A 15,867-nucleotide genomic window follows, 5' to 3' on the forward strand; every position below is an offset into this window, starting at 1 on the left:
GCGTGCGCTAGGCTGCCGTTAACGTATCGATTGCGATTTTGTCCGCTTCGGGCTCGCAAGCAGACGCCCATCGAATTAGCTACAAGATATAAAAATCGGCCCACTCACGCCCGCTTCATCAGCGGAAAGCGTTCCTTCAGAAGCCGCTGGATCGACTCCGAGCCGATCGGGGGGCCGAAGAGGAAGCTTTGGCCGAAGTCGCAGCCCATCTGGGCGAGCTGGATGGCGTCTTCCTCGGATTCGATGCCTTCGGCAACCACCTGCATCTCGAGTTCGCGGGCCATGGTGATGACCGAACGCAGGAGGATCGAGCGCTTGTCGCTGGGGTCTCTAACCAGTGACTTGTCGATCTTGATCGTGTCGAACGGAAAGCGGGTGAGGTAGGCCAGCGACGAATGGCCGGTGCCGAAATCGTCGAGCGCCAGTTTCAGGCCGGCATCCTTCAGCTTTTCCAGCACAAGCCGGGCCTGTTCCGGGTTTTCCATGACGACGGATTCGGTCAGTTCAACCTTCACCTTGCGCGGATCGCAATGGTTCTTGTTCAGCACCGCGCGGATGTCGTCATAGAGATCGTTGTTGAGCAGCTGCGCGCTCGACAGGTTGACGGAAACGAAGATCGGCAGTTCGCCGGTCTGGATCTGCCATTCGATGAGGTCGCTGGTCGCCCGCTCAAAGGCGAACATGCCGAGTTCGTTGATCAGATCGGAATTTTCCGCGATCGGGATGAACTCCGACGGCGAAATGCTGCCGCGCTTGGGATGCTCCCAGCGCATCAGCGCCTCGAAACCAGCGATTTCGGCATCGACCAGGCGGACGATCGGCTGGTAGACGAGGCTCAGTTCCTTGCGCTCGATGGCGCGGCGCAGATCGGTTTCCAGTTGCAGGCGATCGGTGCCTGAGGCGCGGAAAGCCGGGCGGAAAGGTTCGACGCGATTGCCGCCGGCCTTCTTGGCGCGGAACATCGCAAGCTCCGCATCATCGAGCAGCCCCGCAGCATTTTCCTGCTGATCGACCCAGGAGACGAGGCCGATCGAGGCCGTCAGGTTGATTTCGCGATTGCCGAAGTTGAGCGGCACCATGATCGCCTTGGAGACGGCATCGGCAAAATCGGCGACTTTGGCGGTATCGCGCTCCGACATCAGGATCAGCCCGAATTCGTCGCCACCAAGACGCGCCAGCGTGTCCTGCGGCTTGACCAGGCGCCGCAGGCGGCGGGTGAGGGCGATCAGGATATTGTCGCCGGCAGCGATGCCGAGCATGTCGTTGACCTGCTTGTAGCGGTCGATGTCGATGGTGATGACGGTGGGGCGTACCGCGCTTGATCCCGGCGCCAGCGACAGAAGCGATTGCAGCCGGTCGAGAAAGATCTGCCGGTTCGGCAATCCGGTCAGATTGTCGTTCAGCGCATTGTGCAGCAGCCGGTCGATGGAATTCTTCTGCTCGGTAATATCGACGATGGTGCCGACGCAGCGGATGATTTCGCCGTTGGCGCCGAGCACCGGCCGGGCGCGGATCGACAGCCAGTGGTAATGCCCGTCTTCGGCGCGCACACGAAACTCGTGGTTCAGCCGGCCCTTGCGATGCTCAAGCAGCACGTCGAGGGTGGCGCGAAACCGGTCGCGGTCGTCGGGGTGCAGGCGCGGCAGCCAGTTGCGGGCAGCGCCGTGCATCGTGCCGGGCGACAGGCCGAGCTGGGCAGAGATGTCGGGAATGGTCACGACGCGGTCGCGCGCCACGTCCCAGTCCCAGACTGTATCGCCGGAGCCGGTCAGCGCCAGCGACTGGCGCTCCAGATCGGAGAACAGCCCTTGGCTATAGGCACCACCGGCAAAGGCGTGCTGCATCACCGTGAAGCCGATCAGAAGCACGATCAGCACGAGACCGCCGCCGAGTGCCGGCTGGACGATATCATTGGCGAGCTGGCCGGTGACGGTCAGCCATGCCCCAAACAGCCAGACGAGGATCAAGAGCCAGGCCGGCACAAGCAGGATGGCGCGGTCGTAGCGGTTGAAGCCGAGATAGGCGATCAGCACGATACCGGCCGTGCCGGTCAGCGCGAAGGAGAGGCGGGCAATACCGGAGGCGATGGCAGGGTCATAGATCGCCACGCCGAACAAAAGGCCAAGGCCGAGGATCCAGGCGAGCGTCGCGTAGCTCAGGTGCTGGTGCCAGCGATTGAGGTTGAGATAGGTGAACAGGAAGATCACAAGCCCGGCCGCAAGAAACACCTCGCTGCCGGCGCGCCATATGCGCTCATCGCCTGCGGTGATCGAGATCAGCTTCGACAGGAAGCCGAAGTCGACGCAGATATATGCCAGCACCGCCCAGGCGAGTGCTGCCGTCGCCGGCAGCATCGAGGTTCCCTTGACGACGAACAGGATGGTCAGGAACACCGCAAGCAGGCCGGCAATGCCCAGCACGATGCCGCGATAGAGTGTGAAAGCGTTAACCGTGTCCTTGTAGGCGTCCGGCTCCCAGAGATAGATCTGCGGCAGGTCGGGACCGGCGAGTTCGGCGACGAAGGTGATGACCGAGCCGGGGTTAAGCGTGATGCGGAAAACGTCCGCCTCGTCGCTCGGCTGGCGGTCAAGCGCAAAGCCTTCCGAGGGTGTGATCGACAGGATCCGCTGCGATCCGAGGTCCGGCCAGAACAATTTTGAATTCACCAGCCGGAAATGCGGAGCGACGATGACGCGCTCCAGCTGCTCTTCCGAAACGTTGGCGAGCGCAAATACGGCCCAGTCACCCTGGTGGTTTTCAGCGCTGGAGCGCACCTCGATACGCCGCACGATGCCGTCGGTGCCGGGCGCTGTCGAAACCTGGAAGGCTTCACCGCGGCCGGTATAGATTTCCGTCGTCGCCGTCAGATCAAGCGCCGTGTCCTCGCGGGAAATCTTTACGGGTTCGGTGGCAAACGCCGCGCCGCTACCGATCAGGCAGAATGCGGTCATCATGGCGGTAAGAAGCGCCAAGAGCCTTCGTGCTGACGGGGAAAGTGGCAGGCGGGTCAAAAACATCAATCACTCGAATTCTTATGTTGCATGCTGTCCTGCGAGAGCAGCGAGAGCATCAGATGATCCCGCCATTGCCCGTTGATTTTCAGGTATTCCCGCAAATAACCTTCGCGCTGAAACCCGGCCTTTTCAAGGAGCCGGACGCTTCTGTGGTTCTCCGGAATACAGGCTGCTTCAATACGGTGCAACTGAAGGCTCGAAAAGATGTAGGGGATAGCCAGTTTAACGGCCTGTGCCATATGTCCGTTGCCGGCAAACCGCTCGCCCATCCAGTAGCCGATCATGCAGCATTGGGCGGCACCCCGGCGGATATAGCCGATGGTCAGGCCGCCGATCAGCTGCTCTTCTGCCCGTGAAACGATGAACAGCGGCACAGCCTGGCCGGAGGAAAATTCCTGCTCGTTGCGGATGACGCGGGTGCGAAATGCACTTTCGGTCATCTCGTCGGCCCGCCAGGTCGGCTCCCAGGGCTCGAGAAAGGCGCGGCTTTCGCTGCGCAGCTGGTACCATTGGCGATAATCGGTTGATTTCGGCAGGCGCAGCATATGCGTCGCATTGCCAATCTCGATCGGGCCCGGCTGCCGTGACAGAAACCGAAAGACCGATCGTGTCATCGAAGCCTCCGCAGTGGATGGGTTGATACCATATGCGAGAGTGCCGGGCGCTCGGCGAACGCCCGGAGGTCGCTCATCAAAAAAAGAATTAGCCGTTGGCAGCCCGAGCCCGGACAGCCTTGTTGGAAAGCGCACCCAGAATATCGTCCATCGGCGCCAGTTTCTCCACTGGTCCGATGGCCGACAGCGTCGGCACGGTATCGAAGAACAGCCGGCCGGCAAGATCCGTCAGGCGTTCGACGGTGATGCCGGATAGGCGCTCCATCAGTTCTTCATTCGGGATCGGGCGGCCGTAGAGCATCATCTGGCGGGCGATCTGGCCGGCACGCGCGGCCGGGCTTTCCTGGCCCATCAGCAGCTGGGCACGGATCTGCGCCCGGGCACGGTCAATTTCCTGCTGCTCGATGTTCATCGACGACTTGCGCAGCTCATCGATGATAACAGGCATCAGTTCAGGCAGGTTTTCACCACCGGTTGCGGCGTGAACGCCGAAGATACCGGTGTCGGAAAAGCCCCAATGGAAGGCATAGACCGAATAGCACAGGCCACGATGCTCGCGGACTTCCTGGAACAGCCGGGAGGACATGCCGCCGCCGAGAATATTGGCAAGGATCTGCGAACAGTAGAAATCGCGGGCGTGATAGGCCTTGCCCTCGAAACCGAGCAGCACCTGCGCGTCCATCAGGTCGCGGCTTTCGCGCACGTCGCCGCCGGTATAATGGGCGGTATCGGCAACCGGAGATGCGGCCGGCTTTTGCGGCAGGCTGGAAAAGCGGTCTTCAACCTGTCGCACAAAGCTATCATGATCGATCGCACCGGCACCGACGACGAACATGCGGTCGGTGGTGTAGTTGCGGTCGAGATAGGTGCGGATCTGCTGAGGCGTGAAGGACAAGACCGTGTCCGGCGTGCCGAGGATCGGGCGGCCGATCGTCTGGTTGGCAAAGGCGGTTTCGGCGAACTTGTCGAAGACGACATCGTCGGGCGTGTCGTTGGCGGCGCCGATTTCCTGCAGGATGACCTGCTTTTCGCGCTGCAGCTCGTCCTCGTCGAAGGAGGATTCCGTCAGGATATCGGCAAGGATGTCGACAGCGAGCGGAACATCGTCCTGGAGAATACGGGCGTAGTAGGAGGTGGTTTCCGTGGATGTCGCGGCGTTGACTTCGCCGCCGACATTTTCGATCTGTTCGGCAATATCGCGGGCAGTTCGCCGCGCGGTGCCCTTGAACGCCATATGTTCCAGCAGATGGGCAATTCCGTGCTCGTCCGTGGTTTCATCGCGTGAACCGGATTTGATCCAGACCCCGAGGGCAACGCTTTCAAGATGCGGCATGTTCTCGGTGACGACCGTCAACCCGGATTGCAGCCGGGTGCACTCAACTTTCATCATACGTCTTTCTGCGTCCTTATTTCCGGATGCGGGCCCGCTCGTTGATATAGGTTTCAACAGCTTTTAGCTCGGCGTCAAGAACGTCGAAACGCTCCTCCCTGACCATCAGATTAGCAAGCCACGTTGGAAGCGCCGGGTCAATACCACTGGCCGATTTTACTGCAGCCGGGAATTTTGCCGGGTGTGCGGTGGCAAGCGTCACCATCGGCACGCTCGAGGTTTCATGCTTGTTGGCAACGAAGACGCCGATCGCCGTATGCGGGTCGAGAAGGTAGCCGGTGGTCTCCAGCGTCTTGGCGATGGTTTTCGCCACATCCTTCTCGGTGGCGCGGCCGGCCCGGAACACCTTGCGCATCGATTTCAGCGCATCGTCCTCGATCTCGAAGGAGCCGGATTGTTTGAGGTTGGCCATGGCGCCGCGCACCTTGGAGGCGTCGCGGTGATAGACCTCGAACAGCAGCCGCTCGAAATTGGAAGAAATTTGGATGTCCATCGACGGCGAGGTGGTGGCCTTGACGTCACGCATCTCGTAGCGGCCGGTTTCCAGCGTACGTGCGAGAATGTCGTTCTCGTTGGTGGCAACCACCAGCTTGTCGATCGGCAGCCCCATCTGGCGCGCCACGTAACCGGCAAATATATCGCCGAAATTGCCCGTCGGGACGGTGAAGGACACCATCCGGTCCGGACCGCCGAGCGCCAGCGCCGTTGTGAAATAATAGACGATCTGGGCCATGATGCGGGCCCAGTTGATCGAGTTGACGCCGGACAAAGCGACGCTGTCGCGGAAGGCGACATCATTGAACATTTCTTTGACGAGGCTCTGGCAGTCGTCGAAATTGCCGTTGACCGCCACCGCGTGGACGTTGCTGGCGGTCGATGTGGTCATCTGGCGCTGCTGCACCGGCGAGACCTTGCCATGCGGAAAGAGGATGAAGATATCGGTGCGGTCGCGCCCGGCAAAGGCGTCGATGGCAGCACCCCCGGTATCGCCCGAGGTGGCACCGACGATGGTGGCGCGCTCGTTGCGCTCGGTCAGCACATAGTCCATCAGCCGCCCGAGAAGCTGCATCGCCACGTCCTTGAAGGCGAGCGTCGAGCCGTGGAAAAGCTCCATGATGAAGGCGTTCGGGCCGGTCTGGACAATCGGAGCGATCGCCGGATGGCGGAAGGTCGCATAGGCCTCGTCGATCATAGCGCGAAACTTGTCGTCGGGGATTTCACCGTCGATGAAGGGGGTGAGGACGGTAAACGCGATCTCCTGATAGGATTTTCCGCGCATCGCCCGGATTTCCTTCTTGGTGAAGCTTGGCCATTCCGCCGGCACATACAGGCCGCCGTCGCGGCCGAGACCAGCCAGAAGCGCATCGCAAAAACCCAGCGAAGGGGCTTCGCCCCGCGTCGAGATATACTTCACCGTGACCATCCTTCGTCGTCTGTTTGCTGCCGCAGACGTTGCGGCGGGAATTGACTGGCACCCTATTCGAACCGGACGGGAATCACGGTTCTTTTTGCGTCAGCCATTGGCAAAGCTGACGGAAATATCGGACTTTCGTCTGGCATCGGCCAATTCAGCGCGTCCGGAAAAATTGGCGTTCCGGCATCAGACTCCAATCGATTTTTCAATGCGTCGCTGCTATAGACCATCGCCAAGGGTCTTGAAAGGCTCAAGTTGCCGGGGTGAAAACCGAAAAATACCTTATTTTACGGTCAGTCACGCCTGCGGCATCAATTTGTGCAAGGCAGGGGGTCAAGTCAGGTGTTGGGTAAAGTTTCCATCCGTCTTCTCGGAATTTCACTTCTCGTGGTCATCGCGGGCTGCAACAAAACGGATACTGGCGGCGCGATCGACGCAGGCGGCAGTGCCGCTGCACCGACACCGGCCGTCATCCAGGGCTCTTGCCCGCAGGTTTACCTGCTTGATGGCACCGCCAACTACCGGACCTACGCCAAGGGCGCCAAGGATGATCCGACCAAGATCGTTTACCAGGCGTCGCTCGCCGATACGACCCGCCAGTGCGTCCAGAACGAGAGCCAGCTGGTGATGACCGTCGTCGTCCAGGGCCGCGTCGTTTCAGGCCCGGCCGGTGGTGCTGGTACCGTCAACCTGCCGATCCGCGTCGCTGCGACCGACGGCAAGAACACGCTCTATTCGGAATTGACGCAGTACCCGGTCGATGTCCAGAGCGGCACCGGCTCGGCCCAGTTCATCTTCACCAAGACCAACATCGCACTGCCCGGCGGCGCCGGCGCCTTCGCCAAGATCTATGTCGGCTTCGACGAAGGTCCGGCTGCGGGCAAGAAGAAGAAATAAGCGGGATTTTTTGCTTGATCGAAAAAGCCGGTGCGAGGTTTCGTGCCGGCTTTTTTTGTCTGGCGCGACCGGATTTTTAGCTGTTTTTATCGGAAAGACGCAAATACCACTCCGTCATCCTCGGGCTTGACCCGAGGATCCACTGCCAAGCCTACCAAAGCTCGTGATAAAGATCCCGCCATTCGGGATTCATCAATTCGATCTTCCACTGTCGGTACAACGCTTGAGTGATTTCTCGCGCTGGATTGCCGTGCCGATTGACAAGTGTTCTTCGTACCAGACGAGTTGCTTACAGCCATATTTGGCGGCGAAGCCAGGTGAAACGACTTCACAATGCTCGCCCATAAGGCGTTTGAGAACGGAGCTCACGCCAATGTAGAGCGTACATCGCTTGTGATTGGTGATGATATAGACATAGCCCGCCATCGCAGAATGATGCTCGGGAGTGGATCCTCGGGTCGAGCCCGAGGATGACGGAGGTGGGTGGTGCTGGCTCTCGCTGAGACACCAACTCAAATTCGTTATGCCGTCAGCGTTTCCGACCATTCCGACAGGGCAGCGATGACGCCCGGCAGGGCGCTCATGCGCGAAATCACCGTTTCGGCGCCGGCCTCGGTCAGCTTGTCGGCATGCGAGGGATAGGTGTGCGATGCGCCGGTGAAGCCGACGACGCGCATGCCGGCGGCGATGGCGCCATGGATGCCGTGGACGGAGTCCTCGATCACCAGCACGCGCGACGGATGGACGCCGAACTGTTTGGCGCCGTGCAGAAAAATGTCCGGCTTCGGCTTGACCTTGTCTTCGCCGAGATCGCGGGCCGAATAGATATGCTTGCCGAAATGATCCTTGATGCCGACCTTGGCCAACATCGAGGCGAGCCGCGCCGAGGTCGAGTTCGAGCAGATGCCATGCGGCAGCGTCAGCTGCGCCAGCATCGGCTTGACGCCGTCGATGATGTTGAGGTCTTCGGCCAGGCGCTTGTCGAGGATGGCTTCGACCTTGCTCAGCATCGAGGCCGAAAACGGAATGTCGGCTTCCTTCTCGATGGCCAGCAGCGTGTTGTGCCAAGTCATGCCGGCAAAGCGCTCGGCCATTTCTTCGGTGCTGATCGGATAGCCCGATTCCGTCAGAAGCTCCGCTTCGACTTCGCTGGCGATGATTTCCGAATCGACGAGAACGCCGTCGCAGTCGAAGATGATGAGATCAATGCTGGTCATGCCGGGATAATCCTTTGGGGAGATGCTGGCCGTTTACACGATGCCTGCCAAAAGCTCAACCGCGCGGAGTGGAAACCTGCCATGCGCGAGAGGCGGAACGGTCGAAATTCACGCTTCAAATGAAGGGTAGGTCGTCCACAAGCAGCGTCAGGTCCGGTTGTCCGGCGCCTTGACGAAGTCGATAAAGGCTCTGAGCGGGGCGGGTACCATCCGCCGTCCGGGATAGTAGAGGAACGGCCCCGGGAAGGATTGCCACCAGGGCTCAAGAACGGGTTCCAACGCGCCTGTGTCCAGATACGGGCGCAGCCAGTCCTCGAACAGGGAAATGATCCCTGTTCCGGCAATTGCGGTATCGACGGCGAGATCGATCGATCCACCGACGCTGACGATCAGCGGCCCGACGGGATCGACCCGCACGACCTCGCCATCAAGTTCGTATTCCCACGGTGCCGTGGTCCTACCGCTTGCAAAGCGGCCGAGCAGACAGGCATGACCGAGCAGTTCACGCGGATGTTGCGGCCTTCCACGGCGGTCGAGATAGGCGGGGGAGGCTGCGGTGGCAAAACGCTGGACACGCGGCCCGATCGGTACCGCGATCATGTCCTGCTCCAGCTTTTCGTCATAACGGATGCCGGCGTCGCAGCCTGCCGCAAGCACATCGACAAAACTGTCGTCGGTGACGATCTCCAGCCTTATATCAGGATAGGCAGACAGGAACGGTGGTATGATTGCCGGCAGCACCAGCCGCGCCGCGCTGACCGGCACATTCAGGCGCAGCGTGCCGGCCGGCCGGTCGCGAAAGCCGTTGACCACGTCAAGCGCCGCCTCCACCTCGGTCAATGCCGGCCCCAGCCGCTCCAGTAAGCCCTTGCCGGCTTCGGTCGGAACCACGCTTCGTGTCGTCCGGTTGAGCAGCCTGACGCCCAGTTGAGCCTCCAGCCGGCGCACGGCTTCGCTGAGGAAGGAGGCGCTGGTGCCAGTCGTGCGCGCGCCCTCGCGAAAACCACCGGCGCGTGCCACCGCGACGAACGCATTCAGATTACCCAGATCGGTTTTCATTGTTCGCCATCCCGCACACGCTGTGCGGATTATGACCCGTTTTCATGCGTGCCGACAACGCCTATCTTGAACGTGTCTCTTGAAAGGAACCAGATCATGTCAACTGTCGATCAGTCCGGTACGTTCACCCTCAGTGACCGCAAGGTCAAAAGGCTCGGTTACGGCGCCATGCAACTTGCTGGCCCCGGCGTTTTCGGCCCGCCGAAGGATCACGAAGCGGCGCTCGCCGTGTTGCGCGCGGCTGTTGAAAGCGGCGTTGATCACATCGACACCAGCGATTTCTACGGCCCGCATGTCACCAATCAGCTTATCCGCGAAGCGCTGCATCCCTATCGCGACGATCTGGTCATCGTCACCAAGGTCGGCGCCCGGCGTGGCGAGGATAAGTCGTGGGCCCCGGCTTTCTCCCGCGAAGAACTGACGAGCGCCATTCACGACAATCTGCGCAATCTGGGCCTGGATGTCATCGATGTCGTCAATCTTCGCCTGATGTTCAGCGTGCATGGTCCGGCGGAAGGATCGCTGGAAGCGCCGCTCACCGTGCTCGCGGATTTGCAAAGGCAAGGCTTGATCCGTCATATCGGGCTGAGCAACGCCACCGCCACGCAGATCGCCGAGGGGCGTGGGATCGCCAAAATCGTCTGCGTCCAGAACCAGTATAATCTGGCCCATCGGGATGACGATGCCCTGATCGACGATCTTGCCCGCGACGGCATCGCCTATGTGCCGTTCTTTCCGCTCGGCGGCTTCAGCCCGCTGCAGTCATCGACGCTGTCGGATGTCGCAACACGCCTCAACGCTACCCCGATGCAGGCGGCGCTCGCCTGGCTGCTGCGCCGTTCGCCGAACATTCTGCTCATCCCCGGCACCTCATCCGTCGGCCATCTCCGCGAAAACCTTGCCGCAGCGGGACTGGTGCTGCCGGATGATGCTGTCCGGGAACTGGATCAGGTCGCCGGTATCGCTGCCTAAAGGCATTTGGACATCGCAATCAATCCGCTACGCCGCGCCTTGTGGGTGGTGTAGTGGAAGGCCGGAGTTTGAGGCTGGTGGCCTCCATCGGGCCATCAGTTGCCGTTGGCGGTATTGCCGGGTAAAACCGGATTTTGACCCTGCCAAGGCCCCCATGACCGTCCGCCTGCGCCCGCATCATCTGCTCTGCATGCTGACCTTCGTCGGCAAGGGATACACAGCTGCTTTCACCGAAAATTACATCCGCATCGCCGCCCGTCTTTCTGCTGGCGAGGATATTCTGGTGGTCGAGGGACCGGACGATATCTGCGCGCCGATGCTGGGTGAGGCGGATATGCACTGTCTGAACGAGAGTGTGACTGATCGCGATATCACGGCCAGCGAAGCAGTTGAGGCTTTGCTCAAACTGCCTGCCGGTCTTGGCGCGTTGTTCTCGCCCGATGTGAACTTCCTGCAGCGGATGCGCGCGGCGTTTGGCGACGGCTCGATCCGCGAAGCCTGCCAGCGCTGCGAATGGTCGCCGCTCTGCACCGGTATTGCAGCGTCAGGCTTCGACGGTGTGCTCGTTGAAGCGCCGGGTTGTCAGCCAGCGTATGGCGCAGGCTAAATCGAGCAGCAATGCCATGGTCCATGGTAACCAGAGATCATGAGAAACCGCCCCGAGTTCTTGCGGACCGCCTATCGTACAGCCTCGACCGGCGCAGCGTCTCCCCGCGCTGCGAGCTCGGCCAGCACCAGCGCACTGACGCCGGCGACGAGGAAGCCTGCTGATAGCGTGAACGTCGTGCCGTCATAAAACGCGCCGAGAGTGATCGCAAACAGGGTGGCGATCAGGCTGGATCCGGAGGCGATCAACGACGCACCGAGCCCCGCAACCTGTCCCAGCGAGCGCATGGCCATGGCGTTGAGGTTACCGAACAGCACGCCGATTGCAAAGAACGCCGAAAAGGCGAGCAGCATCAGCACGGCCAAAGGCGGTCGTCCTTCCCAGAATCCGGATGCCGCCAGCATCATCAAACCCGCCACTGCGAGCCCAGCAAAGCCGCAGCGTGCCATGGCGTCCGATCCAAAGCGTTGCACCAGCTTGGCGTTGAGGAATGAAGCAAGCCCGATCCCGGTGGCGAGAGCCGCAAAATAGAAGGGGAAGGTTTCTTTTATCCCATAGGCATCGAAGAAAAGGTCAGCGGCGGTGCTGAGATAGACGAGCTGTGCGCCGAAGACGAGCCCGGTTGCCACGATCAGCAGTGTCACGCCCCGGTTCGACAGGATGCGCCATCCGTTGAGCACGAGCAGCCGGGGGCGAAAGGGAATGCGCTTGGCAGGTGGCAGGGTTTCCGGTTGCCGCATCACCAGCCAGAGGCCGAGAACGCCCGCCACCCCGAGATAAACAGCAAAGACACTGCGCCAGCCGCCAACAGCGATGATGCCCTGCGCAAGGGCAGGCGCCAGCATCGGCACGAGAATGAACAGCGTGAACATGAACGACATGACGCGCGCCATCGCATCGCCCTCGAACTGGTCGCGGATCATCGCCCGTGTGGCGATCTTCGGGCCGGAGACGCCGATCCCCTGAATAACACGCCCGGCAATCACCATTTCGAGTGATCCGGCCGTCATGGCGATTACCGTTCCCAGTGCGTAGACGCAAAGGCCGAGTACCAGCGCCTTCTTTCGTCCCAGCGCATCGGATAGTGGCCCGAGCAGCAATTCTCCGCACGCCATGCCGAGGATGAACAGCGATATGATGTGCTGGGTGGAGAGTGGAGGTGCTGCGCCGACATCCGCGCCGATCTGGCGCAACCCCGGCAAGAGTGCATCGATGCTGATCGACGTCAGCGAGGTCAGGCAGGCATAGAGGATGATGCGTTCGCGGAAACTGGTTGGGGATGTCATTGGCCGTATTCGCATAGACAGGATTGATCCGACCTATAGCAGCCTTGCTGTAAAATCCCATGCCCGGCAGCGGGCTTTCGGCTCAGGCTTCGACGGTGTGCTCGTGGCGTAGCTCGACCGGTGACGGTGCGGGCAGGGGGAAGAGTTTTGCGAATTCAGTCTCGCCGGTGCCGGTAAAGCGGATGGCGCGGCTGTCGGGTTCGCGCTTGGCCCAGCCCTTGTCGAGAAACAGTGTCAGCAGCGCTTGGCCAAGCGAACCGGACAGATGCGAGCGGCGCTCGCTCCAGTCAAGGCAGGCACGGCAGACCGGCCGGCGCGATCGTGTCAGGGCTGTAAGGTCGATGCCGAGCGCCGTTATCTTGCCTTCACCGGATGGCGTCAAATGCAGCGTGTCACCGACACCGACGATCACTTCTTCCGCCACGAGGCTGTCGAGCATGCGTACGCCATAATCGCCCGCCAGGTGATTGTAGCAGACGCGGGCCTTGCGCAGCGCCGGGTCCTTGGGGCCGGTGCGATGGCGGGTAAAACCGCGATAGGCGGCAAAGCCCATCAGGCCCTCGATCATCAGCCCGACATCGTCGTCGGCGAGGGTGAAATAGCGGTGGCGTCCCTGCTTTCGCTGCGCGATCAGGCCGCCGGCTTCGAGCTTGGACAGGTGGGAGCTGGCGGTCTGCAGGGTGATCCCCGCCGTCCCGGCAAGCTCCGTTGCGGTCAGTGCCTTGCCGCTGGTCAGCGCTGTCAGCATGTTGGCACGGGCGGGATCGCCGATCAGCGATCCGATGAGAGCGATATCTGGGCCTTCCTTCATGCCGCGATGGTAACCGCGACGCTTGCCCTCGGCAAGGCCTCATACTTCGATCGTCATCGAAGCATCGCATCGCTGTAAAATGGCACAAAGGGGCATCCGCAAACCAAGGAGAGACCCATGATCACCTGTTTCATCCGCTACGAAATCGACCCGTTCAAGCGCGAGGAATTCGCCACTTACGCCCGCAACTGGGGACAGGCGATCCCGCGCAACGGCGCCGACCTGATCGGCTATTTCGCCCCACACGAGGGCTCTGCAACGACCGCTTACGCCGCCTATAACATCGAGAGCCTGGCGGCCTACGAAGCCTATCGCGCGCGGCTGGCTGCCGATCCGCTCGGTGCCGAAAACTATCAGTTCGCCAGGAGAGAAAAATTCATCCTCAAGGAAGACCGGATTTTCCTCAAGAACGTCTCCGGCCCGCATGCAAAAGGGGTGTCATTTTGATCGCCGTCATCTTCGAGGTGACGCCGGCCGATGACCGGCGCAGGGACTATCTTGATCTTGCGGCCCAACTTCATACCCGGCTTCATGAGATCGACGGCTTCCTGTCGATCGAGCGGTTCGAAAGCCTGAAGACGCCGGGCAAGATCCTGTCTCTATCGTTCTGGCGCGACGAGGCGGCGATCACCACCTGGCGCAACGGCCCGGAACATCGCGCCGCCCAGCATGCCGGCCGCAACGGCACCTTCGCCGACTACCGGCTGCGCATCGCCAGCGTCATCCGCGACTATGGCATGACGGAGCGGGACGAGGCACCGGAGGACAGCCGGGTGTTTCACGCGGCAAGCGAACAGAGGCAATAAGCGGCACAAGACGCGTTCCCGTTAAGCATGACGGGAACGCGGCATATCGGCGCTTTTCCAGCATCCTCCTGTATCATTTCACGAATTTCGCAGCCGCCTTCAGCATTTGGTAACCAAGTTCGGTAACCATAAGGGCTAATCAGTTCCGAGTAAGCGTAGGTGCGAGTGTCCATGTCATCAGTTGTTTCGTTGGCCGAAATCTCCCGCGGCGTCAGCCCTGCAGGCTGGCTCGATTCCATCATCAAAGGCGATTGCGTCGCCGCCCTTGAAGCGCTTCCGGATAACTCCGTTGATGTCGTCTTCGCCGACCCGCCGTACAACCTCCAGCTCGGCGGTTCGCTGCACCGGCCCGACCAGTCGCTGGTCGATGCCGTCGACGACGAATGGGACCAGTTCGTTTCCTTCGAGGCGTACGATGCCTTCACCCGCGCCTGGCTGCTCGCCTGCCGCCGCGTCCTGAAGCCGACTGGAACGCTCTGGGTCATCGGCTCCTACCACAACATTTTTCGCGTTGGCGCCACTCTGCAGGACCTGAATTTCTGGATCCTCAACGACATCATCTGGCGCAAGACCAACCCGATGCCAAACTTCAAGGGCCGCCGGTTCCAGAACGCCCACGAGACGCTGATCTGGGCAAGCCCCAGCGCCAAGGGCAAGGGCTACACGTTCAACTACGATGCCCTGAAGGCATCGAATGACGACGTGCAGATGCGCTCCGACTGGCTGTTTCCGATCTGCTCGGGCGGCGAGCGCCTGAAGGGCGAAGACGGCAAGAAGGCGCATCCGACCCAGAAGCCGGAAGCTTTGCTCGCCCGTATCTTGATGGCCTCGACCAAGCCGGGCGATATCGTGCTCGACCCATTCTTCGGCTCAGGCACGACCGGTGCCGTTGCCAAGCGCCTCGGCCGCCATTTCGTCGGCATCGAACGCGAACAGGCCTATATCGACGCTGCATCCGAGCGGATTGCTGCAGTCGAGCCGCTCGGCAAGGCAATGCTGACGGTCATGACCGGCAAGAAGGCCGAACCGCGCGTCGCCTTCAACACGCTGATCGAAAGCGGCATGATCAAGCCGGGCACGGTGCTGACCGACGCCAAGCGCCGCTATAGCGCCATCGTACGCGCCGATGGAACGGTGGCAAGCGGCGGCGACGCCGGCTCGATCCACCGCCTCGGTGCCAAGGTGCAAGGTCTGGATGCCTGCAACGGCTGGACGTTCTGGCACTATGAAGACGGCACATCGCTGAGGCCGATCGACGACCTGCGCGCCGTCATCCGCAGCGACATGGCAAAGGTCAACTGATCAGCCGCATCATGACTGAATGCCAAACGCCGCGTACCTCATCAGGTTGCGCGGCGTTTGCTTGTTAAAATCACTGCGGTCAGCGCAGAAAATGCGTTTTCAAGATGTCCCCGCCGGTTCCATCAGGACATCGAAACAGTGGGCACAATAGCCGAATTGATAGCCGCTGGTCTGCCACGGCTCGACCGGCTCTTCGCAGCAGATGCAGTGAATGACCCAGCGGGCAGGGCTTTCGGAATTGTTTTCAGGGCTAAGTTGCCCCTCCGCAGTTTTTTTCGAAATCTCGGTATTCTGGTTCATATGGTCTGCCTTTCCCGTCTGCGGACGGGAACGAGTTCCTGAAAAAACAAGTTTCGGAATGTGGCGAATTTTTCGGGCATCGGCGTAGCTCGGACAGCGGCTATTCGGTCGAGAATCATCGCATGCAGGGAATTCAAATTCTATGTGCCCCGCTTGATCGCTGGATGCAAGAACGCCG

Annotated in this window: 15 protein-coding genes and 1 pseudogene; 6 read left to right on the forward strand and 10 right to left on the reverse strand. The window is 60.9% G+C overall.

Features of this window, described 5'->3' with window-relative positions:
* Positions 1-104: 104 nt before the first annotated feature.
* The 4 genes from ACQY8Q_RS18035 to thrC form a co-directional block, all read right to left on the reverse strand.
* The gene (locus ACQY8Q_RS18035; protein WP_428427826.1) at positions 105-3,017 is read right to left on the reverse strand and encodes an EAL domain-containing protein; all 2,913 of its coding nucleotides are present in this window, start codon (positions 3,015-3,017) and stop codon (positions 105-107) included.
* Positions 3,017-3,628 (reverse strand): GNAT family N-acetyltransferase, encoded by a 612-nt coding sequence (locus tag ACQY8Q_RS18040; protein ID WP_428427827.1) that lies wholly within the window; start codon positions 3,626-3,628, stop codon positions 3,017-3,019. The genes ACQY8Q_RS18035 and ACQY8Q_RS18040 overlap by 1 nt, the downstream gene beginning before the upstream one ends.
* 88 nt (positions 3,629-3,716) lie before the next feature.
* Positions 3,717-5,018, reverse strand: coding sequence for a M16 family metallopeptidase (locus ACQY8Q_RS18045; RefSeq protein WP_428427828.1), 1,302 nt, complete (start codon positions 5,016-5,018; stop codon positions 3,717-3,719).
* Positions 5,019-5,034: 16 nt separating this feature from the next.
* A complete protein-coding gene (thrC, locus tag ACQY8Q_RS18050; protein ID WP_428427829.1) occupies positions 5,035-6,441 on the reverse strand; it encodes a threonine synthase in 1,407 nt (468 codons plus the stop codon).
* A gap of 333 nt (positions 6,442-6,774) precedes the next feature.
* Here thrC and ACQY8Q_RS18055 point away from each other — a divergent pair, with 333 nt between their 5' ends.
* On the forward strand, positions 6,775-7,329 hold the full coding sequence (locus tag ACQY8Q_RS18055; RefSeq protein ID WP_428427830.1) for a hypothetical protein: 555 nt from the start codon (positions 6,775-6,777) through the stop codon (positions 7,327-7,329).
* A 151-nt stretch (positions 7,330-7,480) separates the two neighbouring features.
* Here the strand turns inward: ACQY8Q_RS18055 and ACQY8Q_RS18060 are convergent.
* The 3 genes and pseudogenes from ACQY8Q_RS18060 to ACQY8Q_RS18070 all read right to left on the reverse strand — a co-directional run bounded on the left by ACQY8Q_RS18060 (position 7,481) and on the right by ACQY8Q_RS18070 (position 9,605).
* Positions 7,481-7,755, reverse strand: a pseudogene (locus ACQY8Q_RS18060) (GIY-YIG nuclease family protein).
* A 95-nt stretch (positions 7,756-7,850) separates the two neighbouring features.
* Positions 7,851-8,546, reverse strand: a complete 696-nt coding sequence (locus tag ACQY8Q_RS18065; RefSeq protein ID WP_428427831.1) for an HAD family hydrolase — start codon at positions 8,544-8,546, stop codon at positions 7,851-7,853.
* A 147-nt stretch (positions 8,547-8,693) separates the two neighbouring features.
* Positions 8,694-9,605, reverse strand: a complete 912-nt coding sequence (locus ACQY8Q_RS18070; protein WP_428427832.1) for a LysR family transcriptional regulator — start codon at positions 9,603-9,605, stop codon at positions 8,694-8,696.
* A 96-nt stretch (positions 9,606-9,701) separates the two neighbouring features.
* Between ACQY8Q_RS18070 and ACQY8Q_RS18075 the strand changes: the two genes are divergently transcribed.
* A complete protein-coding gene (locus tag ACQY8Q_RS18075) occupies positions 9,702-10,577 on the forward strand; it encodes an aldo/keto reductase family oxidoreductase (RefSeq protein WP_428427833.1) in 876 nt (291 codons plus the stop codon).
* A gap of 154 nt (positions 10,578-10,731) precedes the next feature.
* Positions 10,732-11,184 (forward strand): DUF1284 domain-containing protein, encoded by a 453-nt coding sequence (locus ACQY8Q_RS18080; RefSeq protein WP_428427834.1) that lies wholly within the window; start codon positions 10,732-10,734, stop codon positions 11,182-11,184.
* Between the two features lie 71 nt (positions 11,185-11,255).
* Here the strand turns inward: ACQY8Q_RS18080 and ACQY8Q_RS18085 are convergent, their stop codons facing one another.
* Positions 11,256-12,470, reverse strand: coding sequence for a multidrug effflux MFS transporter (locus tag ACQY8Q_RS18085; RefSeq protein ID WP_428427835.1), 1,215 nt, complete (start codon positions 12,468-12,470; stop codon positions 11,256-11,258).
* 82 nt (positions 12,471-12,552) lie between these two features.
* A complete protein-coding gene (locus tag ACQY8Q_RS18090) occupies positions 12,553-13,281 on the reverse strand; it encodes an ArsR/SmtB family transcription factor (RefSeq protein WP_428427836.1) in 729 nt (242 codons plus the stop codon).
* 117 nt (positions 13,282-13,398) lie between these two features.
* On the opposite strand from ACQY8Q_RS18090, the gene ACQY8Q_RS18095 reads away from it, so the two are divergent.
* From ACQY8Q_RS18095 to ACQY8Q_RS18105, 3 genes are all read left to right on the forward strand, one after another.
* The gene (locus tag ACQY8Q_RS18095) at positions 13,399-13,728 is read left to right on the forward strand and encodes an NIPSNAP family protein (protein WP_428427837.1); all 330 of its coding nucleotides are present in this window, start codon (positions 13,399-13,401) and stop codon (positions 13,726-13,728) included.
* Entirely contained in the window at positions 13,725-14,087 is a 363-nt protein-coding gene (locus ACQY8Q_RS18100; protein ID WP_428427838.1) for an antibiotic biosynthesis monooxygenase family protein, read from the forward strand. The genes ACQY8Q_RS18095 and ACQY8Q_RS18100 overlap by 4 nt, the downstream gene beginning before the upstream one ends.
* A gap of 171 nt (positions 14,088-14,258) precedes the next feature.
* Positions 14,259-15,389, forward strand: a complete 1,131-nt coding sequence (locus ACQY8Q_RS18105) for a site-specific DNA-methyltransferase (protein WP_428427839.1) — start codon at positions 14,259-14,261, stop codon at positions 15,387-15,389.
* A 99-nt stretch (positions 15,390-15,488) separates the two neighbouring features.
* Here the strand turns inward: ACQY8Q_RS18105 and ACQY8Q_RS18110 are convergent, their stop codons facing one another.
* Positions 15,489-15,689 carry a hypothetical protein gene (locus ACQY8Q_RS18110; RefSeq protein ID WP_428427840.1) on the reverse strand — a complete coding sequence of 67 codons (201 nt, stop codon included), beginning with the start codon at positions 15,687-15,689 and terminating at the stop codon, positions 15,489-15,491.
* Between the last annotated feature and the right edge of the window lie 178 nt (positions 15,690-15,867).

The organism is Pararhizobium sp., assembly GCF_965279435.1.
Classification (GTDB): Bacteria; Pseudomonadota; Alphaproteobacteria; order Rhizobiales; family Rhizobiaceae; genus Pararhizobium.